Genomic DNA, 26,457 nt, shown 5'->3' on the forward strand with positions numbered 1-26,457 from the left:
TTTGATGCATTGGACGTATGCAACCGCTACCGCGAACAGTGAGTGGCGTGAGCAGATATCACCGGGCCTGCCTCGCCCTGTTCGCCGCCGGCGTGGCCACGTTCGCCCTGCTGTACAGCACTCAGGCGCTGCTGCCGGAGCTGTCCCGGGCGTTCGGCGTCACCCCGGCGCAGAGCTCCTGGTCGCTGTCGCTGGCGACGCTCGGGCTCGGCGTGGCGCTGCTGGTCACCGGGCCGCTGTCGGAGAAGGTCGGCCGCACCCCGCTGATCCATCTGTCCCTCACACTGTCCGCACTGGTCGGGCTGGCCTGCGCGTTCGCGCCGACCTGGCACGCCCTGCTCGGGCTGCGGCTGGCACAGGGCGTCGCGCTCGCCGGCCTGCCCGCGGTCGCCACCGCCTACCTGCGCGAGGAGCTGCCCGCGGACCGTCAGGGGCGGGCCGCCGGGCTGTACATCGGCGGCACCGCCCTCGGCGGGATGACCGGGCGGCTGATCAGTTCCGTGGTCGCCGAGGCGTACGGCTGGCGGCTGGCGCTCGCGGCCGTGGCCATGGTCGGCCTGGTCTGCGCGGTGGTCGTCGCGTCGCTGCTGCCCGCGTCGCGCCACTTCGCCGCCGGCCCGCACGTGGCCCTGTCCCGCCGGGCCTTCACCGACCCGGCGCTGCTCAGCCTGTACGGCATCGGTGCCGTGGCGATGGGCGCGTTCGTGGCCGTCTACAACGCCATGGGGTTCCGGTTGACCAGCGCCCCGTTCGCGCTCGGGGCGGCCGCCGCGGGCGCCGTCTTCCTCGTCTACCCGGCGGGCACGCTCAGCTCGGCGATCGCCGGGCGGCTCGCCGACCGGCACGGGCGCCGCGCCGTCCTGCCGTTCGGGTGCCTGCTCACCGGCGCCGGGCTGCTGCTGACCCTGCCCGACGCGCTGCCGCTCACGGTGGCCGGGCTGGCCGTGATGACCGCGGGGTTCTTCTGTGTGCACGGGGTGGCCAGCGGGTGGGTCCCGGTCCGCGCCCACGCCAACGGGATCCCGGCCGGCCAGGCCGCGTCGCTCTACCTGTTCGCCTACTACGCCGGGTCGTCGCTCGTCGGCAACCTGGCCGGGACCGCGTGGTCGTACGGCGCCTGGCCCGCCGTGGTGCTGCTCGCCTCGGCCTGCCTGGTCGCGAGCGGCCTGCTGGCGACCTCCCTGCGCCGGGTGCCGTCGCTGGTCACCACCACCTGACGGCGCCGCCTGGTGGCCGGATCGCCCGAGACGGGTCGGCCGAGACGGGGTCGCCGGACCGGCCCGGATGACCGGCGCGCCGCCGCGGAGGGGCCGCCGTCACCCGAGGATCCGGTCCAGGTGGTAGGCGATCGTCCGGCGGACGCCGATGAGGTCGCGCCGCCGGTGCAGCAGGTCGAGCCCGAGGCCGGTGACGCCGCTGACCAGCAGGTCGGCCTCGTGGGCGGGGTCGATGCCCGGTCGTGGCCCGGCCGCCGTGATCAGCGCGGCGATCAGATCCTCCAGGGGTGTCTCCGCGGCCAGGAACACGGCCGCGAGCGCCGGGTCGGTGAGACTGCGCGTGTAGTAGGCGGTCAGCACGGCGAGGCCGGTGCGGCGCTCGCCGTCGAGGGGGAGGAACTCGTCGAGGGTGGCGCGTAGCAGAGCCCGCGGGTCGCCGGGGTCGGGCAGTGCCGCGATGCGCTCGCGGGCCCGGATCCCGTTGTCGCGGTGCAGCTCCCGAAGGGCGGTGACCAGCAGGTCCTGCTTGCCGCTGAAGTGGTACTGCACGATCCGCGGTGTCACGCCCGCCTCGGCGGCCACCTCACGGACGGTCACCGACTGCAGGCCCCGGCTCGCCGCGAGCCGCCAGACCGCCTCGACGACTTGCCGCCGCCGACCGGACACCGGCGGCGGACCGGGGATCGGCGGGGTGCGGCGGGCCCGGTAGGCGCGGGCCTGACACGCCCGCGAGCAGTAGACCGGGCGACGACCACGGCCCGCCTCCCGCAGCGGCCCGCGGCACACCCGGCACGATGTTTCGTCACGCATCTCCGCCACCATCTCCGTGTCGAATCCGTGATGTAAGAGCTTGTCGACGCCCTTGCTGACTGATGTCGTGGATACATGCGTAACGAGGGATGGTACCGGCTCGCGATGGTCGTCACGCTCGCCCTGGGCTTCTGGGAGGGCCCGATGGCGATCGTCTTCCGGGTCTTCACCGACAAGGGACCGACAGTCCTGACCGCGGCCAATCATCTGCCCTCCCCCTGGTGCTACGTCGCCGCGGTGGCCGCCGCCGGCGTCGCGTTCGCGGTGATCGCCGTGCTCGACGTCAGGCGAAAAGCGCTGCTCCGTGACGGGTCACGATGACGAGAGCGAGGATCAGCGACCACACCGGCACGGCGAGGGCGTCCCCGGCCGCAGGTCGCGCCTACCGAACTCGACGGAAAGGCTCATGCGGTGCCGGGCGTTGCCGATCCGCAGGATGTCGTTTCCCTCAGCGGCGAGCGGGGCGAGGTGGTGGATGTGACGGCCTCTCTGGTGCAGGTGCCGTGGGATGCCGTCGCCCGTCTGGCGGCCCGTCTGCTGGGCGCTCCGATGGCGGTGATCAGCACGGGTGACGCGCTGCTGGGCACGTTCGGCTTCCCGGCGGCCTGCCCGGTGCGCCGGTTCGGGTCGGGCGGTCCGGTCACGGTCGGCGACCTGCTCACCGAGCCCGGCTTCGCCGGACATCCCCTGATAACCGATCTGGGGGTACGGTCGATGGCCGCCGTTCCGGTGCCGGCCGCCCCCGATCGTCCCTCGCGGACGGTGACGGTCCTGGACACCACGGCCCGCACCTGGGTGGAACACGATCTCGCGGCGCTGACCGAGGTGGCCGCGATGCTCGGCGACGGCGAGTCACCGCAGGCCGGGCCGGGCGGGCCGATCGAGGCGCGGGGCTTCGTCAACGCGCTGCTGGACAGTCTGCAGGTCGGTGTCCTCGCGGTCGACGCTGATCGGCGGCCGGTGCTGTTGAACCGGATGCTGCGCCGGTTCTGCGGGCTGGACGACACGACACCGCCGGTGCAGGCGCTGGTCGCCGCCCGGGGACGGCTGCGCCACCTGGACGGGCGCCCGTACCTGCCGGCGGAGATGGCCGTGGTCCGCGCGCTCGACGGGCGCAGCGTGCGCGACGTGGAGGCGGTACTCCGGGTCCCCGGCGCACCGGACCGGTACGCGCTGACCAACGCCGAGCCGGTCTACGGCGCCACCGGGGAGCTGCTCGGCGCGGTCTCCACGGTCCGCGACGTCACCGAGCGTCGGCGGCGGGAACGGTTCCGTGACTGCGAGCTGGAGATGACCCGGCTGCTGGCCGCCGCGGACGGCCTGGACCAGGTCGCACCGCCACTGCTGCGGGCGATCGGCGAGGCCCTGGACTGGCCGCACGTGGCGCTGTTCGTGGTCGACGAGGTCGCCGGCGTGCTGCGGACCGCCGCCCACTGGAGCGCGCCCGGCGTCGACGTCGACGACCTGGTGCCGGAGCGGATCCCCCGCGGCGACGCCGGTCCCGGGTTCGTGTGGGCGACCGGACGGCCGCTGTGGATCCCCGACCTCACCGATCCGCGGTACACCGAGACGCCGGAGGCGCACGCGTTCGCCCACACCGCCGCCGAGCGGGGCCTGCGGGCGAGCCTCACCGTGCCGGTCTGCGACGGCGCCCAGGTCCTCGGTGTGCTGGCCACCCTCTGCTCGACCACCGAGTACGACGAGTTCCTGCTCACCGGCCTGCTCGACGGGGTGGCCGCCCAGCTCGGGCAGTTCCTCACCCGATTGCGCAGCCGCGAGCTGGCCATGCAGCTCAACCAGTCCCGCAACGACTTCCTCACCCTCGCCGGGCACGAGCTGCGCACCCCGCTGACCTCGATCATCAGCTACACGACGCTGCTCACCGACGAGCTGGCCGACCCGGACCAGCAGCAGATGATCGCCGCGGTCCGCCGTAACGTCGGCCACCTGCAACGGATCATCGACGAGTTGCTGGAGCTGACCGCGCTGGAGGCCGGTCACCACCGGATCCAGGCGCGGCCCACCGACCTGACCGCGGTGGTCGGGGCCGCCGTGCACGACCTGCGGCCGCCGGCCACCGTGCGGGTCCACACCGATCTCCCGGCCGCCCTGATTCTCGACGCCGACGAGACGCGGCTGCGCCAGATCGTCGACCAGCTGCTGTCCAACGCCGTCAAATACTGTCCCGGCGGCGGCGACGTGCGGGTCACCGCCGCCTACGACGGCCCGGACGTGGTCGAGCTGGCCGTCGCCGACACCGGCATCGGCATCCCCGAGGGCGACCGGGAGCTGCTGTTCACCCGCTTCCACCGGGGCGCCAACGCCCGGCACACGGCCATCCCCGGCAACGGGCTGGGCCTGCCGCTGGCCCGTGGGCTCGTCGAGGCGCACGGCGGAACCGTCCACCTGGATCCGGCGCATCGGCCCGGCACCCGCATCGTGGTCCGGCTGCCGCGCCACTCTCGCGAGTGAAGGAGGTTTAGGGACTCCGGGGTACGGGCACACGGGTGGGACTCGCAGTCAAACAGCCGGCTGCCGCACACGCACGCCATCGCTGAAGGCGAGGACCCATGACTGCCGTAGCCACCACCGACCGGGCCAGTGAGCTGATCAAGGACCTGGCGGCGATGCCGGTCGGCCACCCGTCCCGCGCGACCGTCCGGGACCGCACGATCGAGGCGTGGATGCCGCTCGCCCGGCATCTGGCCAACCGGTACGCCGGCCGTGGCGAGCCGGTCGACGACCTGCAGCAGGTCGCCGTGATGGGCCTGATCAAGGCGGTCGACCGGTTCGACGCCGAGCGGGGCATCGAGTTCGCCGGCTTCGCCATCCCGACGATCGTCGGCGAGCTGAAGCGGCACTTCCGGGACCGCACCTGGTCGATCCGGGTGCCCCGTCGCCTGCAGGAGCTGCGTCTCGCGATCACCGGCGCGAACAACGACCTCACCCACTCGCTGGGCCGCTCCCCCACGGTCGCCGACATCGCCGCGCACCTGGGCATCGGCGAAGAGGAGGTCCTGGAGGGGCTGGAGGGCGCGCGGGCGTACCAGTCGACCAGCCTGTCCACCCCGGCGAACGCTGAGGGCAGCATGTCGCTCGGCGACACGCTCGGCGGCGACGACACCGGTTTCGAGCTGGCCGAGCTGCGCATCGCCCTGGGCCCGGCGATGGCCGCCCTCGACGAGCGGGAGCAGAAGATCATCAGCCTGCGCTTCTACGGCAACCTCACCCAGTCGGAGATCGCCGACCAGGTCGGCGTGTCCCAGATGCACGTGTCCCGGCTGCTGGCCAGGGCTCTCGCCAAGCTGCGGACCCGCCTGGACGACTGCGCCGCCTGATTCTCACCCGCCGGCGGGCGGGGTGATCATCGACAGTCCGAGGATCGGCGGGACGGGCGCGACACCCGGCCCGCCGGCCCCCACCCACGTGGTGAGATCGGCGAGCACCGCATCGTCGAGGACCAGACCGAACCAGACCGGGCGGGCGCCCTCGCGGCGCGCCTGCGGCGTGGGCTGGACCACGACGACGTTGGACTGGGCGCGCACGTCCAGACAGAGGCTGGTCCGCACCCGGTGCTGAGGCTCCAGGGTCGCCCGCAGAGCGCGGAGCTGGGCGCCGTGATCGACCGACGGGTGTTTGCGCACGCTGCCGCAGCAGCAGTCCCGGCACACCGTCACCGTGCAGCCCAACCTGGTCTCCCCCTTTTTCGCCCCGCGACACCCTACTCGGGCATGTCCGTGCGGGCCCGGCCGAGGGTCCCGGCGCCGATCCGGGGTTAGCCTGCCTTCATGTTCGACCACTTCCTCGTCTCGGTCGTCGTGGTGCCGCCCGTGCTGCTGGCACTGGTGCGGCTGCTCGCCGACCGGCTGTCACCGCGGGTGGCGGCGCCGGTGGTGGCCTGGTCGGCCGTCGGCGCCGCCACGGCCAGCCTGATCAACCTGCTGGTCTTCGCGCTGAAGGCGGCCGCCGAGCAGCCCGTGATCGCGCACTGGTTCGGCTGGTCGGCACAGTTCGTGGTGGACGACACCGCCCGGTACCCGTGGGTATCGTGGGCCGGTGTGGCGCTGCTGGCCGCCGCGGTGGTGTCGATGACCGTGACCTGGCGGCGGCAACGGCGGCTGCTGGACCTGGCCGGAGCCGGCACGACACCCCACGGGCCGCTCGTGGTGGTGGCCGACACTGCTGCGCACGCGTACGCCGTACCCGGAAAGCCCGGTCATGTGGTGGTGACCACCGGGATGCGCGAAGCCCTGTCGCCCGCGCAGTTCGTCGCGCTGCTGGCGCACGAACGGGCCCATCTGGCCGCCCGCCACCACCGGCTGATCCGATTGACCGAGTTGGCGGCGGCCGCCCACCCGGCGCTGTGGTGGGTGTCCCGGCACGTCGACTACCTGGTCGAACGCGCCGCCGACGAGCATGCGGCGACGGAGGTCGGCTCGCGGCGCACGGTGGCGCAGGCGATCGGCGCGGCGGCGCTCGCGGCGGCCGTCCCGGCGGTCCCGGTGGGACTGCACGCCGCGTCGCCGGGCGGGGTGGTGCCGCGCCGGGTGGCGAGCCTGCTGACACCGCGCCCCCGGGTGGCCGCGGTGATCGGCCTGGTGCCGCCGGCGCTCGCGGTCTTCTCGCTGGCGTGGACCGCGGAGGCCGCCTGGGACCTCGGCGAGTTGATCACCACTGCACTGGGCCGCGGCTGAGAAAGGGCCGTGGCCGAGGACCCGCCGATGCGTCGAGGTCCCCCAAATCTCAGGCGACGTCCACCGATCGCGCCGATAGAGTCAACGCATCCAGATATGACGATGCGTCGATCTATGGGGTTGATCCAGTGAAACGTCTGCTCAGTTGGCTCTCGACGGCCGTGCTCGCGGCGGCCGGCCTGCTCGTGTCCACCGGCTCGCCGGCGTTCGCCGCCGCGCCGCCGCCGGACGGATACTACGTGGTCTACAACGCCAGGAGCCTCGACTGCCTCGACCAGAGCTACTCGGGCGGTGTCGAGCGACCCCAGGTGTACGCCTTCGAGTGCAACGGCCGGGCGAACCAGGTGTGGGAGCTGGAGTCGGACGGGACCTCCTTCACCCTGACGAACGTGTTCAGCCAGAAGTGCCTCAACCAGAGCTACTCCGGTGGGGTGGAGCGCGTCGACGTCATCGCCTTCAGCTGTCTGGGCTCCTCACCCGGCGACAACACCCACTGGGGCATGCCCTACAAGGTGGGCGGACTCTACGTCATCGGTAACCGGAAGAGCGGCAAGTGCCTCGACCAGTCCTACGCCGACGGCACGCCGCAGATCCGGGTCCTGGCGTTCACGTGCAAGAGCCACAGCGAGCTGACCACGTCGGTCACCAACCAGCACTGGTTCCTCGTCAACACCCGCGACCTGTAGCGGGTCGTGCCGTGGCGGGGTGTCACCCCGCCACGGCACGGCACTCCCGGTCAGACCGAGGTCTCCAGGATGTCGATCAGCTCGTCGTCGGTGGGCACGTCGATGCGGTCGGCCCAGCGCAGCGTGCCGACCACGGTGTCGAAGAGCAGGCAGACCGCGGTCAGCACGTCGCTCTCCAGGTCACCGTCGGTCAGCACGGTGTAGGTGAGCAGCGCCCACACACCGGCCACCTCGGGGTGCGACACGTAGTAGCTGACCTTCAGAGACGGCGCCTTGCGGCCGACCGGGTCACCGGCGATCACCTCGCTGATCCGCGCGGCCGGGCCGCCGCCGATCTCCACGCGCGCGCCGTCCGGGCCGGCCTCCTGCAGCAGCGCCCCGATCAGCGCCCTCGGGTCGGGCGCGTCCTCGTCCGGCTCCTCGAGGACCGTGATCAGCAGCGAGCCGGGCACCCGCCAGCCGTCCCGGTACTCGGTGAGCGGCAGCACCACCGCCCGGGCGCCGTTGCGGGCCGCGTCGTCGGTGGCCTCGGTCAGCTGGGCGGTCAGCATCTTGCGGAACGGGGCCGCCTTGTCCCGGGGCAGCGAGTCCGGCAGCCGCGACTTGACCAGCGCCTCGATCGTCCGGGCGCGCAGCTTGGCGGCCTCCGGGGTGGTCGGGATGTGCGCCCACCCGTCCGGCATGATCAGCTCGAAATCGATCACTGCGGGGCCTCTCCGCTCACACCGGCGCCGTCGGCGGCGATGATGGTCATCAGCTGCTCGACGCCCGCGCCGATCACGGCCATCTGGTCCATCTGGAACACCCGCGTCCGCAGTACCACGTCGACGCCCGAGTCGAGCCGCATGGCCGCGTCCAACCGGCCGTACGCGGAGCCCTGCGAGGTGCGTCCGATCGCGAAGATGCGCACCCCGTCGGCGCCGGGCACGCTCACGTAGTGCAGCACCGGCTCGCGGGCGTCCTCCGGTAACCCGGACGCGCCGACCGTCTCCATCAGATAGCCCGGGTCGTCGCCCATCGGCCGGTGGAACTCGGCCACCAGCGGAATCGGCGACCAGAGCACCTGCTCCTCGTGGAACGCGGTGCCCCAGGCCAGACGGGCGTAGTCGGGCAGCTCGTCGGCCTTGGCCATCAGCAGCTCGGCGGTCTCCCGGCCGATGTTCTCGGCGGTGAAAGGGAACTCCCCGGCCGTCCACTCGGCCCGCGCGGCGGCCAGGATCCGGCCCGCCCACGTGCCGAAGAACTCGATCATGTGGCCGGTCCAGTACTCCCGCTGCTCGGCGCCACCGGCCGCGGTCGGCACGAACTCCCAGTGGAACGGGATGTCGGTGAGGGCCTGCAGGTCGGCGTCAGTTGACATCGGGGATCCATTCCTCGAGGCGCCCACCGTTGTAGATGAGGCCCGAGCCGAAGGTGAAGACGGCGTTGAACCCGCCGAAGACGAACCACGCCGGGGACAGGGTGCCACCGACGGCGTTCATCACGTTGTTGAGGTTGCGGAAACCGTCGAGACCGCCGATGACACCGGACCAGTCGCGGGCGAACTGCCCCGGGTTGCGCAACAGGTTGCCCCACATGCCGAGCGCGCCGCGGCCCTGGATCATGAACGACTGCCAGAACCCGATGTCCGGCGTGACCTGGCCCATCCGGCCGAGCAGCCCGTTGATGCCGGGCAGGTTGAACCAGTCGGAGGTGTTCTGCCAGCCGCTGACCGCGTTGTTGGGCACGTGGAAGTCGCCGGGCCCGAGCTGCTGGGTGACCGACACGTTGCGTCCGCCCCCGGTGGCGCCCGGCCCGAGGTTGTCCAACTGGATCGGGCGGCCGTTCCACCCGTTCTCCAGATTGAGCCGGGGCGGACGGCCGGGAACCCGGTTCATCCCGCCGGTCAGGTTGTTGAGGGTGCGCGCCGAGTTGGCCAGGCCCTTGCCGAACAGCGAGATGGCCGCGCCGATGCCGGCCAGTCCGAGACCCACGGCGCCGAGCACGACGTCCATCACGCTGCCCTCGCCGTTGGCTAAGAGCACACTGTCCGCGACCAGCGTGATGACGCCGGCGACCACCGTTCCGAGGATCAGGAGATTCACACCCGGGAAGATCAGGCAGAGTACGGCCAGCACCATGCCGATGATCGCGAAGATCTTGCTGATCTGCTTGAAGAACGCGTTGACCTTGTCCTTCCAGGTGTCGGTCAGCCCGTCGTCGTACCGGCGGGCGCTCACGTTGTCGCCCAATCGCTTGCCCGCCACGTCCAGGGCGTCCAACGCGGCGGTCAGCTTGTTCTTGGCCGCCGTCAGCTTGGCGTTCGCGTCGTCGACGGCCCGCTGCTTGTCGGTGTCCTTCTGCTGCTCCTCGGGGGTGAGCGTGCCGTCCGCGCCCTTCACCCCGTCCGGTTTGCCCTTGGCCGAGCCGACCTCACCGGTGGCGGACTCCTCGGCGGACTTGGCGGCGGCTGTCTCGGTCTTCGCCTCCTCCAGCTCGGGGATGTAGATGCCGATCTCGGTGGCCGCGTCGTGGTAGCGGACCGACGCCTTGTCCAGGTCGTCCTTGATGGACTGGGCGTCCTTCTTGAGCGGCTCGACGTACTGGCCCTTGAGGCCCTCACTGCCGGTGTCGACGATCCGCGCGAGCTTGGCGATCGTGTCCTCGAGCGTCGTCGCGATGTTCTCGTAGTCGCGTTTCGCCTGGTGGATCCGGTCGACGGAGGCCCGGTTCAGGGTGTTGAGGCGGGAGTCGTCGCTCACTTCTTCTCCCCCAGGGTGTCGTGCAGCTGGCGGTCGGCGTCGGTCCAGGCCTGGTTGACCTGCTCGACCCGCTTCACGAACTTCTTCATCTCCTCGACCATCTTCTCGCGGTGGATCTTCCAGTTGTCGGCGAAGTCGCCCATCGACGAGTTGGCGTTCGACTGGCCCCACTTGCCGCCGTCGGTGTCCTGCAGGTGCCCGGCACCCTCGAACGCGCTGATCAACGAGTTCAGGTCGGTGACCAGTTCGCCCAGGTCCTGGACTACGAGGTCGGCCATCACATCTCCGATTTCGGGTTCAACAGGGGATCTGCAGGTTCTGCAGCGAGCCGTCACCGAGGTGGGCCTTGGCCGCGCCGGCCACGACCCGCTCGGCCAGGTGCGCGCGGGACAGCCGGACCCCGACCAGGTCACCGGCGCTGAGCGTGGGCGGCGACAGCAGGATGCCGCGCCGGTTCTTCTTCACCTCGACCTGCCAGCCGGAGAAGCCCATCGCCACCGAGGAGATCTCCCCGGCGATGACGACCGCCCGGTTGGAGCCGGACGCCTGCCGGATCAGCTGGCGCACGTAGTCGCGGGCCAGCATGTCGCGCCAGCTCTCGGCGTCGTCGATGAGCAGCACCACCGGGCCGTCACCGGGCTCCATCAGCTCGGCGAAGTCCGGGTCACGCGGGTTCTCGTCGGTGATCACACCGCGCACGCCCGGACGGCCGGCCAGGTCACGCAGCGGCGACCGCAGCGGGGCGCCGACCACGATCTCGGCCCCGCCGCGCAACAGCGACTCGGCCATCACCCCGAGTGCCGTGCTGCGGCCGGAGCGGGCCGGTCCGGCGATCAGGAACGTCGGCAGGTCGTTGACCAGGTCCATGCCGATCGGCTCCAGCTCGTCGCCGCCGACCCCGATCAGCGCCCAGCCCGGCGCCGGGGCGGGCAGGGTCTCCCACACCTGGTCGAAGGTGAGCTCGGTGGGCATCACGGCGATCCGGCTGGGGCGCTGCGCCCGCGGCACCGACGCCTCCCGCTCGGTGAGGGTGGCCGCCAGCGCGTGCATGGCGGCAACCTGCGCGGGACCGGACGGGTCCGGGGCGATCAACGCGACCTGCAACTCGATCGCGCTGCCGGCCCGGTAGCCACGGCCCGCGGGCATGTGCTCGGGGATCTTGCGCGGGTTGAGGCCGGCCATGCTCGCGTCGGTACGGTCCGACAGGCGCAGCACCACCTTCTCGTCGGTGAGCGAGCTGATCCGGCCACTGAGCAGCGAGTGGTCACCGGTGATGATCAGGTGCACGCCGGCGCTGGCGCCCTCACGCAACAGCGTGTGGATCAGGTCGGTCAGTGCGCCGCCGTCGTGCTCGCTGAGGGTCCCCATGAACCCCTCCCAGCGGTCGAGCAGCAGCATCACGTGCGGCAGCCGATCGTCGGGGCGGCGGTCGCCCGCTGCTCGGTCAGGTCGGCGAACCCACCCTCGCCCAGCACCCGCTGACGGCGCTGCACCTCCTGCTGGAGGCGGTTGAGCAGGCGAACCGCCCGCTCGGTGTCGGAGCGCTGCACCACGGCCCCGCAGTGCGGCAGCTTCGTCATCGGCAGCAGCGCGCCGTTGCCGCAGTCCAGGCCGTACAGGTGCAGGTCGGTGACCGACGACGCGGCGGCCGCGGCCGCGGCGATGGTCCGCAGCGCCTGCGACCGGCCGGAGCGGGGCGCACCGGCGATGTGCAGGTGGCCGAAGGTCGACAGGTCGATCCGCATCGGCTTCTGCTGCTGGTGGCGGGGCAGGTCCTGCAGCGCCCACGCGAACGTCGGCTCGCCGCGCTCGTCGTAGTCGGGCTTGGCGGTCAGCTCGGCCACGTGCAGGGTCGGCAGTGCCGGCAGCCACGGGCGGCGCTGCGGCCGGTAGCCGGCCATGTCGTTGGCCAGCCGGATCGCCGAGACCAGCACCGACAGGTCGGTCGCCTCCTCGGTCTCCTGCACACCGCGCGGGCGTTGCGGCACCGGGCGGCCCAGGTGCTGCCAGTCGACGGCGTAGAGGAACGGGGCGACCGTGGTGGTCTGGCTCTGCCGGCCGGGGCGGCGGCCACCGACCCGTCCGGTCTGGAACGGGATGAGCGAGCTGTGCCCGAGCCGGGCGTACGCACGGCCGGGGCTGGACGCCGGGATGGTGGCGGCGGACCGATCGTCGATGACGTCGGTGCTCTCCCCCGCGTCGGTGACCCGCAGCGCGACCCGCAGGTTGGTGTTGGCCCGGATCTCCGCCGACACCACACCGGAGGGCCGCTGGGTGGCCAGGATCAGGTGGATGCCGAGCGACCGGCCGCGCTGGGCGATGTTGACCAGGCCGGTGACGAAGTCGGGCAGCTCACGGGCCATCGACGCGAACTCGTCGATGACGATCAGCAGCCGCGGGATCGGGGCCAGGCCGCCGCGCCGCTCGGCGTAGTCGATGTAGTCCTCGATGTCCTTGGCCCCGGCCGCGGCGAGCAGGTGCTCACGGTGGGTCAGCTCGGCGCCGAGCGACGTCAGCGCCCGCTCGACCAGGTGGGTGTCGAGGTCGGTGACCATGCCGACGGTGTGCGGCAGGTCCACGCAGTCCTTGAACGCGGCGCCGCCCTTGTAGTCGACGAGCACGAAGTTCATCGCGTCCGGCGTGTTCGCCACGGCCAGCGAGGCGACCACGGTCTGCAGGAACTCCGACTTGCCGGAGCCGGTGGTGCCGGCGATCAGTCCGTGCGGGCCGTGGTGCACGAGGTCCAGTGCGAACGGGCCGTCCAGGGCGTACCCGATGATCGCCCGGGTGTTGCGGCCGGACGCCGTCCAGCGGGCGTTGATCGCGGCCGGTGTCGGGTCCTCCAGGTTGATGACCTCGAGCAGCCGCGCCGAGCCGGGCAGCGCCGACTCGCTCTGGTTGTCGCTGACGTCGCGGATCGGGGCGAGACGGCGGCCGGTGGTGGCGAACCACTCGTCGACGACCTCGTCGACGCGGATGCCCTCGATCCGGGCGGCCCGCTGCTGGTCCAGGGTGGCCGGGACGCCCGCGCCGCCGGCGAAGACCGTGGTGCACTCCTCGGGCAGGGTGCGCTGGTCACTGTCGACACAGATGCTGTAGACGCCGACCGCCGGCCCGGAGAGCAGGATGTTCACCACGCCGGGCAGTGACCGCAGGCGGCGGGCGCCGTCGAGCACGACCACGATGTCCGGGTCGGTGATGACCGCGTTGGCACCGGCGTTGAGGCGTGCCTGACGGCGGCCGTCGATCAGCTCGATCAGCTCGGCGACCCGGCGGGCGATCGTCTCCGCGTCGGTGCCGAGCAGGGTCAGCGTGGTCTGGCCGAGCATCGGGCGGGTGTGCGGCAGCCAGGCCGCCCAGTCCCACAGCCGGCCGCCGGCCGGGTCGGTGAGGATGTAGAGCTGCACGTCGCGGGGGCTCTGCAGGACGGCGAGCTGGCCGATCATCCACCGGGCCGCCCGTCGCGGCCACTCGTCACGGCCCGCCACGCCGACCACTCCGGCCTGGGCGATGGAGAACGCCACCGGCACGTCGGTGACGGTCCGCACGTCGCGTCGCGGGGTGCCCTCGCCGTCCAGCTCGATGCTGATGTCGCTGGGCAGATCGGCGGTGCCGACGCGGACCGTCAGGTGGTCGGGGTCGGTGCGGCGGCGCTCCCAGAGGCGTGACCGGGGGCCGGCCGCGATGACCAGCAGCTCGGCCGGGTCGGGGCTGGCGACCCGCAGGTCGCGGCGCTCCAGCTCGAGGGCGGCGTCGATCTCGCCGTCGATCCGGTCACGGATCGCCTTGTACTCCTTGATCCGGCTGCCGTGGCTGCGTTTGCCCTGGCGGCGGCCGGTGAACCAGTTGGCGACCACCATGACCGGCGACATCGCGGCCATCATCAGGTAGAGGGCGTTGCTCATGGCGGTGGCCATCACGATGCCGAAGACGGCCGGCAGCGCGGCGGCGAGCCACGGCATCGGGTTGGCGTCCGGGGTCTTCGGCTCGGCCGGGATCCGGAACTTCCCGGGGCGCTGGGGCGGCAGCAGCCGGGGCGGACGGTTGTAGTCCAGGTACTCGCTGTCCGGGGACGGCTCGACCATGGCGTCCGGGCGCAGTACCGGGTGCGCCTCGAAGACGGTGTCGCCCACGAAGAGCTGGACCGTCTCGCGCCACGTGGCCTCGCCGTCGGGCACCGGCTCGCCGTCGAGGCGTACGCCGTCGACCGCGCTCCGGATCCGGACGGTCGCGTCGATGGCGACCCACACGGTGGCGACCACCGGAGGCTGGTCGGGGCCGAGGACGACCGTGTTGCCCGGGGCCGAGCCGAGGCGGTGCTCGCCGGCGCCGAGGCTCCACACGCGACCCGCGCCCGCGCCCGCGACCGCCCGCAACGTGACCAGGCCGCCGATCACGACCGGGCCGGGCGCCGGGTGGTGCAACGACACCACGGTCCCGTCGTGGATCCCGCTGCGCGCCAGGGGCAGGTCGAGGTCGAGCCGCAGGCCGTCGCGGTAGACCCGGTCGTCGTCGAGGGCCGGCATCTGCGCCACGTAGGACGGGTCGAGCCCGTCCAGCAGAGCCTTGACGACGTCGCGCACCGGTGTGGTGGGTTCGGCGTCCACCAGCACGTCGACTGACCACGCCGACGGATACACCAGGGTGATCAGCGCCCGCACGTTCGTTACTTGCCTTTCGCCAGTTTCGCCGGATTGAGGGGAACGACAGGACGCCGCGCCGGCCCCTGATCGGGCCGGCGCGGCGTCATGGTCACTTGTTGAGCGACTGCGCCAGCTGCGTGTCCATGTCGCGCATCGCGTCGACGGCCTTGTCCAGCCACGAGGACAGCTGCTCGAGGGTCTCCATGACCTGGTTCGCCGAGGTGACGAACTCGGTGTGCACCTCGTCGAACTTGCCGGACGCCTGGTCGGTCACGAAGCCCGAGGCGGTCAGGTTGTCGACGATGGACTTGCACTCGGTCAGCCGCGCGTCGATGTCGTTCTTGTTGTTGCGCATCCGGGTCGCGCTGTCCGACATCTCGGTGTACGTGATGTTGAGGTTCGCCATCGCAGGTCCCTTCGAGTGGTGCCGGGTGATGGCCCGCACCATCCCGACGATCAGTAACGCGACCAAAGTAGGGCGACAAGGCTTTCATGTCTATGAGGGTTTGGACACTCCGGACGTACCTGCCTAGCTTCGACACCCTAGGATTCGGCGATCATGGGCCACCGTCATTGCGACTCCAGTGGCTCTCATCGATGGAAGATGCGCCGAGGCTCGAGGAGAAAACGATGAACTGGCTGGGCCGATCGGCTCGCGCCGCGCTGCGGTACGCGATGACCGGGCTCACCGCGGCCGCCGCGGTGGCCGTCCTTGCGACCGGACCCGCGCTCGCGGACCCCATTCCGGCGCCGTCCGACAAAGGACAGTCCGCGCCGTACTATGTCGTCACTCAGAGTTACAATGGAGAGCCCGAGTTCCTGTACGAGATCGCCGAGCGGTTCCTCGGTGACGGCAACCGGGCGATGGAGATCTTCGAGCTGAACAAGGGGCGCTGGCAGCCGGGCGACCAGCAGGTCACCAAGCCCGAGGTGATCGAGCCGGAGTGGGTGCTGCGCCTGCCCCCGGACGCCAAGGGCGACGGTGTGAAGACCGGCCCCCTGCCGTTCTTCGAGGCGGGTGGAGCCGCCTCCGCCGCCCCACCGGCAGCCCCCTCGGCGGCGGCCACGACCCAGGCGACGCCCACCACCGCCGCGCAGGCGCCCGCGTCCGATTCCGGCAACGGCTGGCTGGCTCCGGTCCTGATCGGACTGGCCGCGCTCCTCGCCCTCGGCGGCCTGGTCTGGCTGGTGTTGTTCCTGGTCAAGCGGCAGCGGGCGAAGAAGCCGGCACCGGTCGCGCTCGCGGTGATGAACGACTCCGACGCGTGGGCCGTCGACCGGGCCGCCCGCGCCCTGGCCACCGCATGCGCTCAGCAGGGACGAGCCGTGCCGGACACCATCGCGGTGGTCCTCGGCCCCGAGGCGGTCACCATCCGCCTGGCCACGCCGGACGAGGCGGCCCCGGCCGGCTGGGTCGTCAGCGACGCGGGCCGGGTCTGGTCGTCCACGGTCGGCGAGGTGCAGCGGGCCGTCGTCGACAACAGCCTGCCGGCGCCGTTCGCCCAGCTGGTGCCGATCGGTCTGACCGGAACCGGTCAGGTGCTGCTCAACCTGGCCCAGTCCGGTGGTGTGATCAGTCTCGACGGTGACACCGACCGGGTCGGCGAGCTGGCGCGTGCCTGGTCGGTGCGCCTGGCCCGCAGCCCGTGGGCGTCCGGCGTCAAGGTGGTCCGGGTCGGTTTCGAGCTCGACCCGGCCGAGCGGTTCACCGGCGTCGAGGCGCAGTCCGTCGCCGACGTGGCCCGCATCGCCGAGACCAACCCCGGCGGCGGTGTGCTGTTCCTGGCAACGCCGCCGCGCGGCCACGACCTGGTGACCGTCAACGGGCTGCTGGACGCGCCGGGACGGCTGTGGTCGGCGGTCGTGGTCAAGGCTGACGAGGCCGTCTGGCGTGTCTCCATCGACGCGGCCGGCACCGTCCAGACCGGACTGCTCCCGCAGCGGACCAGCCTGCGCGTGTGACGAGAGGTGCGGGAGCCCCCACGGGCTCCCGCACACCTGCTAGCGGGGCATCTTGGCGTACGAGCCGGTGTCCACGTGGTCGGACACCTTCTCCATGGTGTTGATGCTGACGTGCGGCCACTTGATCCGGCCCGGGCCACCGTCACGGCGCGGGAAGAAGTCGAGCTGCACGACCTGGACGTACTGCAGGCGCAGCCGGGTGCCGCCGTTCTCCTCCGCGATCTCCTGGAGGAAGAAGGTCGCCTTCATCTCGGAGGCGTTGGCCTGCTTCACGATGAACGGGATGTTGCTGATCCCGGCCCGCTCGACGGTCGAGTCGAACTCCAGAACCGTGGTCCGCCTGATGGCGACGCCCTGGTTCGCCGCCTTGAGCAGCGCGGTCGGGTCGGTCGGGTCGAACAGGCCCTGGAACGGGTTGTCGTGGAAGTGCTTGTACGCCGCCAGGTACGGGCTGTTCAGGTCCTGGCTGACGCCGATCGGCAGCGAGTTCACCGTCGGGATCACCGGCGCGCCCGGGTCGGTGCGGAAGTCGCCGAGGGCCAGGACGGCGTCGCCGTGCGGGATGGTGGCCAGGCGAGCGATCCGGGGACCGCCGATGTCGACCTGGTCGAGCAGGTTGAGCAGCAGCCCCGGCTCGTGGTGGATCGCCAGGTCCGGGCGGCCGGCCAGCCCGCTCTGCGGGAAGTCGTCGGCGACGATCTGGGCGATCGCCTGCTCGTAGTCGATGGCCACGATCTTCTGGTCGGTGTTCTTCGGGCCGGCCAGGTCGATGCCACGGTTCGGCACGGCCTTGTCGACCAGCTGGAACTTGAGCTCCTCGTTGTACTGGTTCACGAGCAGCCGGAACGGTGGGCCGCCCTGCCCGTCACCGGGGGCGAACGGAAGGGCGATCATGTTCCAGCCGCGTCCGGGCAGACCCGGCTTGTTCGCCCAGGTGCCGGGGAGCAGCGCGAAGGGGCCGAGATCCGGGTCGCCGGTGCGAGCAGCCTCGAGGTGACGGCCCTCGCGTTCGAGGCGTTCGATGTTTGCAGCACTGGTCACGAGTGGCAGCCTTTCGCCAGGGGTCGAGTCATCTGGCCGCCGAGCGGATCCCGGCTTCCGACCAGAAGAACGACTCCGCGACTCCCTGATACGAAATGCGCCCGAGGATCACCAGGTCAGGGACGGTTGACCCACTCGGGCAGGAATGATCGGCTGATATGCCGTCACCGGTTCGGGCCGGGCCTTCGATAATGGACGTCGTGAACGGCCGGGAGACGTCTCAGGTGACGGGGTTCGGGGCCGAAACGTCAGCGGTGACCGCGAACCCGCCGGACCAGCCCTCGATACGTGACCAGCTGATCACGCGTCTGCAGGAGCTGGAGCTGCTCACGCCGAAGAACTTCGAGGCGGTGTCGGCCCCGGCCGCGGTCGTGGAGTTGCAGGCCCGCAACCACGGCTTCGACGACCTCGTCCAGCGGGCGCAGCTGATCCTCGCCGACGTCGCCGGCCGCCGGGGCGACCTGGCCGAGCAGGGCCGCGTCGCCGCGGCCGTGACGCTCTGGGCCGAGCAGCACGACCACGACGTGCTGCTGGCCCGCGGCCACCGGCTCCAGGCGATCTTCTACCGGCGCCTCGGTGACAGCGCGCAGGCCCTCGCGCACGCGGTCACCGGCCTCAAGCACGCCGAGCACCTGCCCGAACGCCTGCGCTGCAGCCAGCTCATCACGCTCGCCCTGCTGCTCGACCTCAACGGGCAGTACCAGGAGGCGGAACGCCGGTTCGGTGAGGCGCTGCTGATCGCCGAGAAGAACGACGACCCCGACCAGGCGCTCACGGTCATCAACAACATGGCGTTCACCGCCTACGAGAACGAGGACGTCGACACCGCCAACGACCTGGCCCGGCAGATGCGGGCCATCGCAGGCGAGCACGGCATCGGGCTGGACGGCCTCTACCTGGACACCCTCGCCCGGATCGCGCTCATGCAGGGGCACCACGAGGAGGCCGAGGCCACCCTCCAGCCGGTCGTCGACGACCCCGACGGCCCGCTGCTCAGCGAGGCCGACAGCCTGCCCGAATGCCTGCTGACCCTGGTGGAGATCTATCAGAGCACCGGCCGCGCCGACCGGATCGGCCGGACCCTGGACTGGGCCGGCGAGGTCTGCGACCAGCGGGGGCTCGCCGGGGTCGCGGCCCGCGTCCATCGCGCCCGCGCCGAATGGCACGCCGAGGGCGGGCGGTTCCGGGAGGCGTACGAGGAGTACCGGCTCTACCACGCCCGTTCGGAAGCGCTGCACTCGGCCGAACGCGAGGCCCGCGTCTACGCCATGCAGGCGATCTTCGAGGCCGAGGAGGCGCGCCGGGCGTCCGAGCGGTTCCAGGCGATGGCCTACCAGGACGCGCTCACCGGGCTGTACAACCGCCGCTACGCCGACGAGCGCCTGGCCGCCGCGGTCGCCGCCGCCCGCCGCAGCGGTGAGCCGCTCTCCGTCGCGGTGATCGACGCCGACCACTTCAAACGGATCAACGACCGGCTCACCCACGCCGCCGGCGACGCCGTGCTGCGCGAGCTGGGGGCGCTGCTCAACCGGTTCGTCACCGGCTCGGAGATCGCGGCCCGCATCGGCGGGGAGGAGTTCCTGCTGCTCCTGCCCGGCGTCGGGGCGACCGCGGCGCAGCACCGCTGCGAGACCCTGGCGGCGATGGTACGCACCACGGACTGGAGTCCGCTGACCGGCGAGCTGCCGGTGACCGTGAGCATCGGCGTGGCCACCCACACCGACGGTCCGGTCACGCCGGATCTGCTGCTCGGGCGGGCTGACACGAGCCTGTACGCCGCCAAGCACGCCGGCCGCGACCGCGTGAGCACCGCCTGATCCGCCCTCAGCACGACCTGACCCGCTGTAAGGGCGGCCCGACCGCCGTCAGGGCTGCCTGAACGCCTCTTGCGCGCGGCGGGGGCACAATCGTCCGTACCCCTGCTCGGTCTGCAACCCGGAAGCACCGCCCGCGGAAACATTCGCGCACCGCCGTGCCGGGACTGTTCAGGTATGACCCTGACGCCGCACGCCCGCACCGACAGCGACCACGCCGCGCTGGGGGTCGTCCCGCGCTGGACCGATGCCTTCGGCATCGTCCGCGGGGTCGCGGCCCGGACCGGCGAGACGCTCGCCGCGCGGTTCCGGCCCGGCGCGGCCGGCGCCGACGTCGTCATCGCGACACCCGGCCGGTGGCATCCCCGGCTGTACGGCACGATCGAGCTGGAGGACGGCGGCACGGTCCGCGCCGACGGCTACGTCGACCGGCCCGGCTACCACCGGCTGACCGGCGACGACGGATCGACCCGCCTGCTCCTGGCCGCGCCCGAGCAGCTGCCGCAGCCGCCGTGCGCCGGTGGGCTCGCCGTCCAGCTCTACGCCGCCCGCAGCCGCGACTCGTGGGGCATCGGCGACTTCCGCGACCTGGCGCTGATCGCCCGGTCGGCGGCCGCCCGCAAGGCCGGTGTGCTGATGGTCAGCCCGGTCCACGCGATGGCCCCGGTCATCCCGGCGATGAACTCGCCCTACAGCCCGGCCAGCCGGCAGTGGCTGAACGTCCTGCACGTGGCGCCCGGCGACGCCCCCGGTGCGGAACGTGCCGACCTGTCCGACCTGGCCGCCGCCGGGCGGGCGCTCAACGCGCGGCGGCACATCGACCGCGACGCCGTCACGAAGATCAAGACCGCGGCGCTGGAACGGGTGTGGGCGGTGACCCGCCGCGACGAGCCGGCCGAGTTCCAGGCCTGGGCCGACGAGCGCGGCGCCGACCTGATCGCCTTCGCCACCTGGTCGGTGCTGGCCGAGCTGTACGGCGGCGACTGGCGCAAGTGGCCGGAGCGGTACCGGCACCCACAGACCGCGGCCGTCGCCGCGTTCACCCCCGCGCACGCCGACCGGATCCGCTTCCACATGTGGTGCCAGTGGGTCGCCGACCGGCAGTTCGCCGTCGCCTGCCACAGCGGCGTCACCGTCTGCGTGGACGTGGCCGTCGGGTTCGACTTCGGGTCCGCCGACGCGTGGCAGCACCAGGATCTGCTCGCCTTCGACTTCGAGGTGGGCTGCCCGGCCGACCCGTGGAACCGCGAGGGTCAGCGCTGGGCGCTGCCGCCGTTCGACCCCTTCCTGCTCGCTGCGGCCGGGTTCGCGCCGTTCACCGCGCTGATCCGGTCCGGGCTGCGGCACGCCGGCGCGCTGCGCATCGACCACGTCATGCAGCTGTGGCAGCTGTTCTGGGTGCCGGTCGACGGCGACGTCGCCGACGGGGCGTACGTGCGGTACCCGGTCGACGCGCTGCTCGCCGTCCTGCGTATCGAGGCGTGCCGGGCCGGGGCGTGGATCGTCGGCGAGGACATCGGCACCGTGGCGCCCGAGGTCCGGGAGACGATGGCCGCGATCGGGATGCTCGGCTACCGCACCGAGATGGGCCGGCTGTCCCGGTTCAACCCGGCCGGCTCGATGGGCGCCGCGAGCACCCACGACCAGGCCACCATCGCCGGCATCCTGACCGGCTCCGACGAGGCCGACATGGACCGGATCGGCAAGTCCTACGACCCGGCCTTCATCGCCGGCGTCCGGCGGGAGCTGTGCGAGCAGGCCGGCGTCGACCCGGCCGGGGAACTCGGCGCCGACCGGGTGCACGATGTCGTCCTCGCCGAATACCGGGAGCTGGCGGCCAGCCCGTCCCGGGTGGTCGTCGCCACCCTCGACGACGCGGCCGGGGTCAGCGAGCGCCCCAACATGCCCGGCACCGTCGACGAGTACCCGAACTGGCGGATCGCCCTGCCCGCACCGGTCGAGGAGTTGCTGGCGGCGCCGCTGGCCCGTGACGTCCTCGCGACCCTCGCCGACCGCCCGTCCTGACGTCGTCCTCCGCCCGCGCCTCCCTCAGGGCGCGGGCGGGGCGTCCGTCAAGGCGCCTCCGTCAGGGGTGTGGTCAGTCCGCGTAGACACCCGAGGACGACGCCGGCCGCACCGGCGAGACAGCCGGTGAGCGTCAGCGCGGCGAGCGGATCAAGATCACCCCATCCGGTACGGACGACCGCCGCATCGAAGATCAGCCGGCGCGCGTAGCCGTAGGGCAGCGGGGCGGACAGCACACCCAGGTACACCACGCCCAGTGCCGCCACCGCGAGAGACAGCCCTCCGGCGGCGACCAGCCCACCGGCGGCGACCAGCCCACCGGCGGCGACCGGGCCGCCGGGGATGACCGTGCCGCCGGCGGTGACCGCGCCGCCCGCGGTGACCGCGCCGCCCGCGGTGACCGTGCCGCCGGCGACTCGGTAGGCGGCCCATACCGCCGACACGATCGCCACCAGCGCCACCGCCAGCGGGAACGCCACCGTGGCGATCAAGTCACCCGCCGGCCCGACAGGTCTCTGCCCGGCCGCGACCACTCCCAGGTCGGCTACGGCGACGACGATCAGCACCGAACCGACCGCGGCGGCGGCGATCGCCGGTTTCGCTCGCCGGTGAGCGGGCGGCGACGTCACCCCCTCATCCGTCGCCGTGGAACCCGCGACCGCCGGCTCGGGCGCCGCGGGCCCCGCGATCATCGGATCCGGCGCCGTGGGCTCCTCGACCGCCGACTCCACCGCCGTGGGCTCCTCGACCGCCGACTCCACCGCCGTGGGCTTCTCGACCGCCGGCTCCATATCCGCGGGCCCCGCTATCGCCGGCTGCGCCACGGTCGCGGCTCTCACCGCCTGGACGAACGCCGCGCACGCCAGCAGGACCGCGAGCATCGTCAGCCACTCGCCGGCGACGACGTCGTGCACGAAGGTGTCCGTGCCGGCGGTCGCGGGGACGAGGTACTGCGGGCCGGTGACCGGTGGGGTGAAGATGTCCGGAACCGCGACGGCGACCGCAAGGACGGCGACGCCCGCGAGCAGCGACCATCGCACCCGGCGGACGACCTCCTGGCGCGCGGCGACGAGGACCCCGAGAGAGCCCAGGGCCAGCACTCCCGCCTGGGCCGCGAACTGGTCCGCCCCGAACATCGCCCCCAGCACGGCGGCCGAGCCGGACGCGACGGCCGTGAGCAGAATCGGTCGCGAGCTGAGCACGCATCGATCATCGCATATCGGGCGCCGCCGACCGGCCGGGGCCAGGATCGGGGTCAGGGTCGGGCCGGGCCCGGGATCGGCGGCGCGGAACGGTCAGGAGAGGGTCGCGGCCCGCTGCTCGGCCTTCGCGATCAGGTCACGGACCAGCTTCTCCGAGCCGTCGGAGTTCTCCCAGCCCAGGTCGGCGACCATGACGACGGCGTCGTTCACCCGGGACAGCGCCGCATAGTGGTTGACGGTCGCCGGCTCCTCGTCGGCATAGGCGAACCTCTGACCGATTCTGACCAGCATCGCATCGCCGTCCGACTCGATGACCTCCCACTTGCGCTCGCCCTCGCCGAGACCGCCGGGGCAGCGCTTCAGCGCCGCGCCGATGTCACGGAACTGCTCGGCTGCTCCCCCGGGCTCGTGCCGACCGACGAACTGCACCACGACGCTCGGCGTGCTGCCCTGCTGCTCGCCGGGGACCGGAAACTGCACCGCCACGGCATCGGTCCGGGAGGCGTCGCTGGGATAGCGCTCCTCACCGCAGGGCCGCAGCGGGCGCAGATGCGCGTACGAGCCCTGCTCCAGCTTCGCCGCCTCGGCCCCGCCGACGTCGGCGGGCTGCAGCAGGGAGCCGGCCGGGATCCCGTCGGCGGCCGCGGCCCGCGTGCTCGCCTCGGCGGCGGCCGGGCTCGTCTGCGCTGCCGGGCTCGTGCTCACGGCCGGGTCGGCGGCGGTACACGCCGTCATCGACAGGCTCAGGAGTCCGGCACTCGACGCAATCCGTATCGTTCTGCTCAGCATTCCCGATCACTGCCCACTGCGGTGCCCGGCCACACCCGGTCCCGGCGCCCTGACACCATGGGCCGATGACAGCCTCCCTGGACGACGTCCGCCGCCAGATCGACGCCCTCGACGCCCAGGTCGTCGATCTGCTCGCGCAGCGCGAGCGGCTGGTCCGATCGGCGGCCACCTTCAAGAAGGACGAGCAGGGGGTCCGTGCTCCCGCTCGCGTCGAGCAGGTGATCGACCGGGTCCGCGCCCTGGCCACCGAGCGGGACGCCTCGCCGGACGTGGTGGAGCGCGTCTACCGGGCGATGATCGGCGCCTTCATCGAGTTGGAGCTGGGCGAGCACCGGCAGACCCGCTGACGGCCACTCGGACGAGGGCGACGGTGATCACATTTGCCCTATTTTGGCGATTCGTCAGGCGAGGCCGCCGATAGTTTTCGTGTCGGACATCCGTACGCGAGAAAGAAAGCTGTTTCGTTGCTTCAGTCGTTCCTGTCGTCCACTGATCCGATCACGATCGTCGCTGTCGGCCTGACGCTCTGCGCCGTCGTCGCGACCCTGCTGCGGCGCAAGGTCAAACCGGCCGTCGAGCTCACCGGGCGCGCGCTGATCGCCCGGGCCGTCCCCTACCTGCCGGGTCCGTTGCGGCGGCTGGCCCGGCGGTGCCGTGACCGGGTCGAGCCCGACACCGCCCGGTCGGTGCTGGTCACCGCGGCGGCCGCCGGGATCGCCTGGACGGCGGCCGACACCCTGCACCTGGTCGGCCCGGTCACCGCGGCGATCTCCGCGACGCTGTCGGTGCAGATGAGCTCGCACGCCTCGATCCGCGAGGGGGCGCAACGGCTGGTCGGCACCCTCGCCGGGATCGCCGTGGCGGTGGTCGTGTGGGGCGCGTTCGGCATCGACGAGTGGGGCATCGCGCTGATCGCCGGCGCCGGCCTGGCACTGGGCCGGCTGCTGCGGCTGGGCGACACCTCGGCCACCGTGCCGCTGACGTCGCTGGGCATCCTGGTCGGCGGCGCCGCCGTCACCGAGTCCTTCGTCTGGCAGCGGGTCGCCGCCACCGTCCTCGGCATCGTCGTCGGGATGATCGTGTCACCGCTGGTCAGCGGCATGACCCCGCTGGAGCGGGCCCGGTGGAAGCTGGCGCACCTGTCGACCGAGATCGCCGCCCTCCTCACCCGCCTCGGCGCGGGCGTCCGCGACGGCTACGACCGTGATCAGGCCGCCGCATGGCTGGCCCGCTCCCGCGAGCTCGACGAGGACCTGGCCGACGCGGTCGCCGCCGTCGACGAGCTGGCCCGGCAGGCCCGGTGGTCGCTGACCACCCCGATGACCCGGGTGACCCCGCTGGACCAGACGCTGCGCGCCCTCGAACACGGCGTCCACCAGGTCAACTCGGTGGCCCGGTCGATGTTCGACGCCGCCGCGACGCCCGGCTCCCCGGCGTGCCCGGGGAGATCGGTCACGTGCTGGCCGCCGCCGCGGACGCGTTCACGGCGCACGCCGCCCTCGTCGCCGACCGGCACGCCGACACCCGGGCCGACACCGGCAACCTGCACGAGCTGCTCGACGGGTTGCGGGCGCAGCGGCACCGTACGCTGCGCAAGGTCCGTACCGAGGTCGACGACACCGGTGTGCTGGTGCTGACCGGTTCGATCATCACCGACATCGACCGGATGGCCGGATCGCTGGAACGCTCCGCCCCTGCCCTGACCGTCGGCGTCCGCGAGCCGGGCCCGAGCATCCCGGCCGTCTCCGAGGTGCTCCCCGCGGTCCGCCTGATCTGGGAGAAGGCCCTCAGCCGCTGACCGGCGTGCGGCTGCTCGTCAGGGCTTGCGGCCCACGGCGGTCCAGATGTTGATGTCGGACCGGTCGGGGATCACCGCGCCCGGGTCGGGGCGCCACTCGCTGGCCGGGACGACCCCCGGCTCGACCAGCTCCAGGCTGTCGAAGAGGGCGGCGAACTCGTCCCGCGGGCGCGTCCACACGTCCGACCGGCCCTGCTCGATCAACTGCTGGTAGAAGGCCTGCTGCTCCGGCGTGCCGAAGTCGGAGGTGGCGTGCGTGGCGACCAGGTAGCTGCCGGACGGCAGGGCGTCGAGCAGCCTGCCGACGATCGGCCGGGCGGCGCCGTGCCCGTGGATGAAGTGCAGGACCGCGATCAGCATCAGGCCGACCGGCTGCTTCAGGTCGAGGGTCTCGTGCAGCACCGGGTGGGCGAGGATCGCCTCCGGGTCGTTCAGATCGGCCTCGATGTACGCCGTCCGCCCCTCCGGGCTGCTGTTGAGCAGGGCACGGGCGTGCACCATGACCAGCGGATCGTTGTCGACATAGACGATCCGGCTCTCCCGGGCGTGCCGCTGCGCCACCTCATGGGTGTTGTCGGCGGTCGGCAGCCCGGTGCCGATGTCGAGGAACTGCCGGATGCCGGCCTCCTCGGCGAGGAACCGGGTGGCCCGCTGCAGCAGCGCCCGGTTGGCCAGCGCGCCGTCGCGCACCTTCGGGAAGTGCCGCTGCAACTCGTCACCGGAGGCCCGGTCGGCGGCGAAGTTGTCCTTCCCGCCGAGCCAGTAGTTGTAGCGCCGGGCCGGGTGCGGCTGGGTGGGGTCGATGCCCCGGGCGGCGGCGGTCCTGTCATCCACGCCCGCTATCTAACACCGATGATCGATTCCGCGCTATCGCAGTGTCCACATGCGCCCGCCGGGCCACTCACGCCGCGGCCCAACGCTCGCGCCGCAGATCCGCCCCGCCCGCCGGGGCAGGGCAGGGCAGGGCGGACCGGACCGGGGCGGGGCGGGGCGGGGCAAGGCGGGGCGGGCAGGGCGGCCGCGCGCCGTCACGCG

Annotated in this window: 25 protein-coding genes; 12 read left to right on the top strand and 13 right to left on the bottom strand. The window is 72.3% G+C overall.

The window, feature by feature from the left end:
• Window positions 1–47: 47 nt before the first annotated feature.
• Window positions 48–1,217: an MFS transporter gene (locus ACQPZW_RS27595; RefSeq protein WP_433788931.1), complete on the top strand. Its 1,170-nt coding sequence runs from the start codon at window positions 48–50 to the stop codon at window positions 1,215–1,217.
• Between the two features lie 99 nt (window positions 1,218–1,316).
• Here the strand turns inward: ACQPZW_RS27595 and ACQPZW_RS27600 are convergent, their stop codons facing one another.
• Entirely contained in the window at window positions 1,317–2,027 is a 711-nt protein-coding gene (locus tag ACQPZW_RS27600; RefSeq protein ID WP_433788932.1) for a TetR/AcrR family transcriptional regulator, read from the bottom strand.
• A 75-nt stretch (window positions 2,028–2,102) separates the two neighbouring features.
• Here ACQPZW_RS27600 and ACQPZW_RS27605 point away from each other — a divergent pair, with 75 nt between their 5' ends.
• From ACQPZW_RS27605 to ACQPZW_RS27615, 3 genes are all read left to right on the top strand, one after another.
• A complete protein-coding gene (locus tag ACQPZW_RS27605; RefSeq protein ID WP_433788933.1) occupies window positions 2,103–2,348 on the top strand; it encodes a hypothetical protein in 246 nt (81 codons plus the stop codon).
• A 156-nt stretch (window positions 2,349–2,504) separates the two neighbouring features.
• On the top strand, window positions 2,505–4,499 hold the full coding sequence (locus ACQPZW_RS27610; protein ID WP_433788934.1) for an ATP-binding protein: 1,995 nt from the start codon (window positions 2,505–2,507) through the stop codon (window positions 4,497–4,499).
• Window positions 4,500–4,597: 98 nt separating this feature from the next.
• Entirely contained in the window at window positions 4,598–5,365 is a 768-nt protein-coding gene (locus ACQPZW_RS27615; RefSeq protein WP_433788935.1) for a SigB/SigF/SigG family RNA polymerase sigma factor, read from the top strand.
• 3 nt (window positions 5,366–5,368) lie between these two features.
• Here ACQPZW_RS27615 and ACQPZW_RS27620 read toward each other — a convergent pair whose 3' ends face one another.
• The gene (locus ACQPZW_RS27620; RefSeq protein ID WP_433797637.1) at window positions 5,369–5,704 is read right to left on the bottom strand and encodes a hypothetical protein; all 336 of its coding nucleotides are present in this window, start codon (window positions 5,702–5,704) and stop codon (window positions 5,369–5,371) included.
• 111 nt (window positions 5,705–5,815) lie between these two features.
• On the opposite strand from ACQPZW_RS27620, the gene ACQPZW_RS27625 reads away from it, so the two are divergent.
• Entirely contained in the window at window positions 5,816–6,721 is a 906-nt protein-coding gene (locus tag ACQPZW_RS27625) for a M56 family metallopeptidase (protein WP_433788936.1), read from the top strand.
• Between the two features lie 128 nt (window positions 6,722–6,849).
• On the top strand, window positions 6,850–7,407 hold the full coding sequence (locus ACQPZW_RS27630) for an RICIN domain-containing protein (protein WP_433788937.1): 558 nt from the start codon (window positions 6,850–6,852) through the stop codon (window positions 7,405–7,407).
• Between the two features lie 50 nt (window positions 7,408–7,457).
• On the opposite strand, the gene ACQPZW_RS27635 is transcribed toward ACQPZW_RS27630, so the two are convergent.
• The 7 genes from ACQPZW_RS27635 to ACQPZW_RS27665 all read right to left on the bottom strand — a co-directional run bounded on the left by ACQPZW_RS27635 (window position 7,458) and on the right by ACQPZW_RS27665 (window position 15,197).
• Window positions 7,458–8,111: a hypothetical protein gene (locus ACQPZW_RS27635; RefSeq protein WP_433788938.1), complete on the bottom strand. Its 654-nt coding sequence runs from the start codon at window positions 8,109–8,111 to the stop codon at window positions 7,458–7,460.
• Complete coding sequence (locus ACQPZW_RS27640; protein WP_433788939.1) at window positions 8,108–8,767, bottom strand: hypothetical protein; 660 nt, start codon at window positions 8,765–8,767, stop codon at window positions 8,108–8,110. The genes ACQPZW_RS27635 and ACQPZW_RS27640 overlap by 4 nt, the downstream gene beginning before the upstream one ends.
• Window positions 8,757–10,148, bottom strand: a complete 1,392-nt coding sequence (locus ACQPZW_RS27645; protein ID WP_433788940.1) for a hypothetical protein — start codon at window positions 10,146–10,148, stop codon at window positions 8,757–8,759. Before ACQPZW_RS27645 ends, ACQPZW_RS27640 begins: the two co-directional genes overlap by 11 nt.
• Window positions 10,145–10,426 carry a hypothetical protein gene (locus ACQPZW_RS27650; RefSeq protein ID WP_433788941.1) on the bottom strand — a complete coding sequence of 94 codons (282 nt, stop codon included), beginning with the start codon at window positions 10,424–10,426 and terminating at the stop codon, window positions 10,145–10,147. Before ACQPZW_RS27650 ends, ACQPZW_RS27645 begins: the two co-directional genes overlap by 4 nt.
• A gap of 19 nt (window positions 10,427–10,445) precedes the next feature.
• Window positions 10,446–11,549: a hypothetical protein gene (locus tag ACQPZW_RS27655; RefSeq protein WP_433788942.1), complete on the bottom strand. Its 1,104-nt coding sequence runs from the start codon at window positions 11,547–11,549 to the stop codon at window positions 10,446–10,448.
• Window positions 11,546–14,809, bottom strand: coding sequence for an FtsK/SpoIIIE domain-containing protein (locus ACQPZW_RS27660; RefSeq protein WP_433788943.1), 3,264 nt, complete (start codon window positions 14,807–14,809; stop codon window positions 11,546–11,548). The genes ACQPZW_RS27655 and ACQPZW_RS27660 overlap by 4 nt, the downstream gene beginning before the upstream one ends.
• Before the next feature lie 91 nt (window positions 14,810–14,900).
• Entirely contained in the window at window positions 14,901–15,197 is a 297-nt protein-coding gene (locus ACQPZW_RS27665; protein WP_317793442.1) for a WXG100 family type VII secretion target, read from the bottom strand.
• Window positions 15,198–15,421: 224 nt separating this feature from the next.
• On the opposite strand from ACQPZW_RS27665, the gene ACQPZW_RS27670 reads away from it, so the two are divergent.
• A complete protein-coding gene (locus ACQPZW_RS27670; protein ID WP_433788944.1) occupies window positions 15,422–16,753 on the top strand; it encodes a LysM peptidoglycan-binding domain-containing protein in 1,332 nt (443 codons plus the stop codon).
• 39 nt (window positions 16,754–16,792) lie between these two features.
• On the opposite strand, the gene ACQPZW_RS27675 is transcribed toward ACQPZW_RS27670, so the two are convergent.
• On the bottom strand, window positions 16,793–17,794 hold the full coding sequence (locus ACQPZW_RS27675; RefSeq protein WP_433788945.1) for a heme-binding protein: 1,002 nt from the start codon (window positions 17,792–17,794) through the stop codon (window positions 16,793–16,795).
• Window positions 17,795–17,994: 200 nt separating this feature from the next.
• Between ACQPZW_RS27675 and ACQPZW_RS27680 the strand changes: the two genes are divergently transcribed.
• Window positions 17,995–19,611: a diguanylate cyclase gene (locus ACQPZW_RS27680; RefSeq protein ID WP_433788946.1), complete on the top strand. Its 1,617-nt coding sequence runs from the start codon at window positions 17,995–17,997 to the stop codon at window positions 19,609–19,611.
• A 174-nt stretch (window positions 19,612–19,785) separates the two neighbouring features.
• Window positions 19,786–21,633, top strand: coding sequence for a 4-alpha-glucanotransferase (gene malQ / locus ACQPZW_RS27685; RefSeq protein WP_433788947.1), 1,848 nt, complete (start codon window positions 19,786–19,788; stop codon window positions 21,631–21,633).
• Between the two features lie 47 nt (window positions 21,634–21,680).
• Here the strand turns inward: malQ and ACQPZW_RS27690 are convergent, their stop codons facing one another.
• Together ACQPZW_RS27690 and ACQPZW_RS27695 are read right to left on the bottom strand one after the other, a co-directional pair.
• Entirely contained in the window at window positions 21,681–22,835 is a 1,155-nt protein-coding gene (locus ACQPZW_RS27690; RefSeq protein WP_433788948.1) for a hypothetical protein, read from the bottom strand.
• 93 nt (window positions 22,836–22,928) lie between these two features.
• Entirely contained in the window at window positions 22,929–23,570 is a 642-nt protein-coding gene (locus ACQPZW_RS27695; protein ID WP_433788949.1) for a hypothetical protein, read from the bottom strand.
• 119 nt (window positions 23,571–23,689) lie between these two features.
• Here ACQPZW_RS27695 and ACQPZW_RS27700 point away from each other — a divergent pair, with 119 nt between their 5' ends.
• The 3 genes from ACQPZW_RS27700 to ACQPZW_RS27710 all read left to right on the top strand — a co-directional run bounded on the left by ACQPZW_RS27700 (window position 23,690) and on the right by ACQPZW_RS27710 (window position 25,422).
• Complete coding sequence (locus ACQPZW_RS27700) at window positions 23,690–23,971, top strand: chorismate mutase (protein WP_433788950.1); 282 nt, start codon at window positions 23,690–23,692, stop codon at window positions 23,969–23,971.
• A 117-nt stretch (window positions 23,972–24,088) separates the two neighbouring features.
• Entirely contained in the window at window positions 24,089–25,261 is a 1,173-nt protein-coding gene (locus ACQPZW_RS27705) for an FUSC family protein (RefSeq protein ID WP_433788951.1), read from the top strand.
• A complete protein-coding gene (locus ACQPZW_RS27710) occupies window positions 25,255–25,422 on the top strand; it encodes a hypothetical protein (RefSeq protein WP_433788952.1) in 168 nt (55 codons plus the stop codon). The genes ACQPZW_RS27705 and ACQPZW_RS27710 overlap by 7 nt, the downstream gene beginning before the upstream one ends.
• A gap of 18 nt (window positions 25,423–25,440) precedes the next feature.
• Here the strand turns inward: ACQPZW_RS27710 and ACQPZW_RS27715 are convergent, their stop codons facing one another.
• A complete protein-coding gene (locus ACQPZW_RS27715; RefSeq protein WP_433788953.1) occupies window positions 25,441–26,256 on the bottom strand; it encodes an SAM-dependent methyltransferase in 816 nt (271 codons plus the stop codon).
• Between the last annotated feature and the right edge of the window lie 201 nt (window positions 26,257–26,457).

It is taken from the genome of Actinoplanes sp. CA-252034 (assembly GCF_050956125.1).
GTDB lineage: Bacteria > Actinomycetota > Actinomycetes > Mycobacteriales > Micromonosporaceae > Actinoplanes.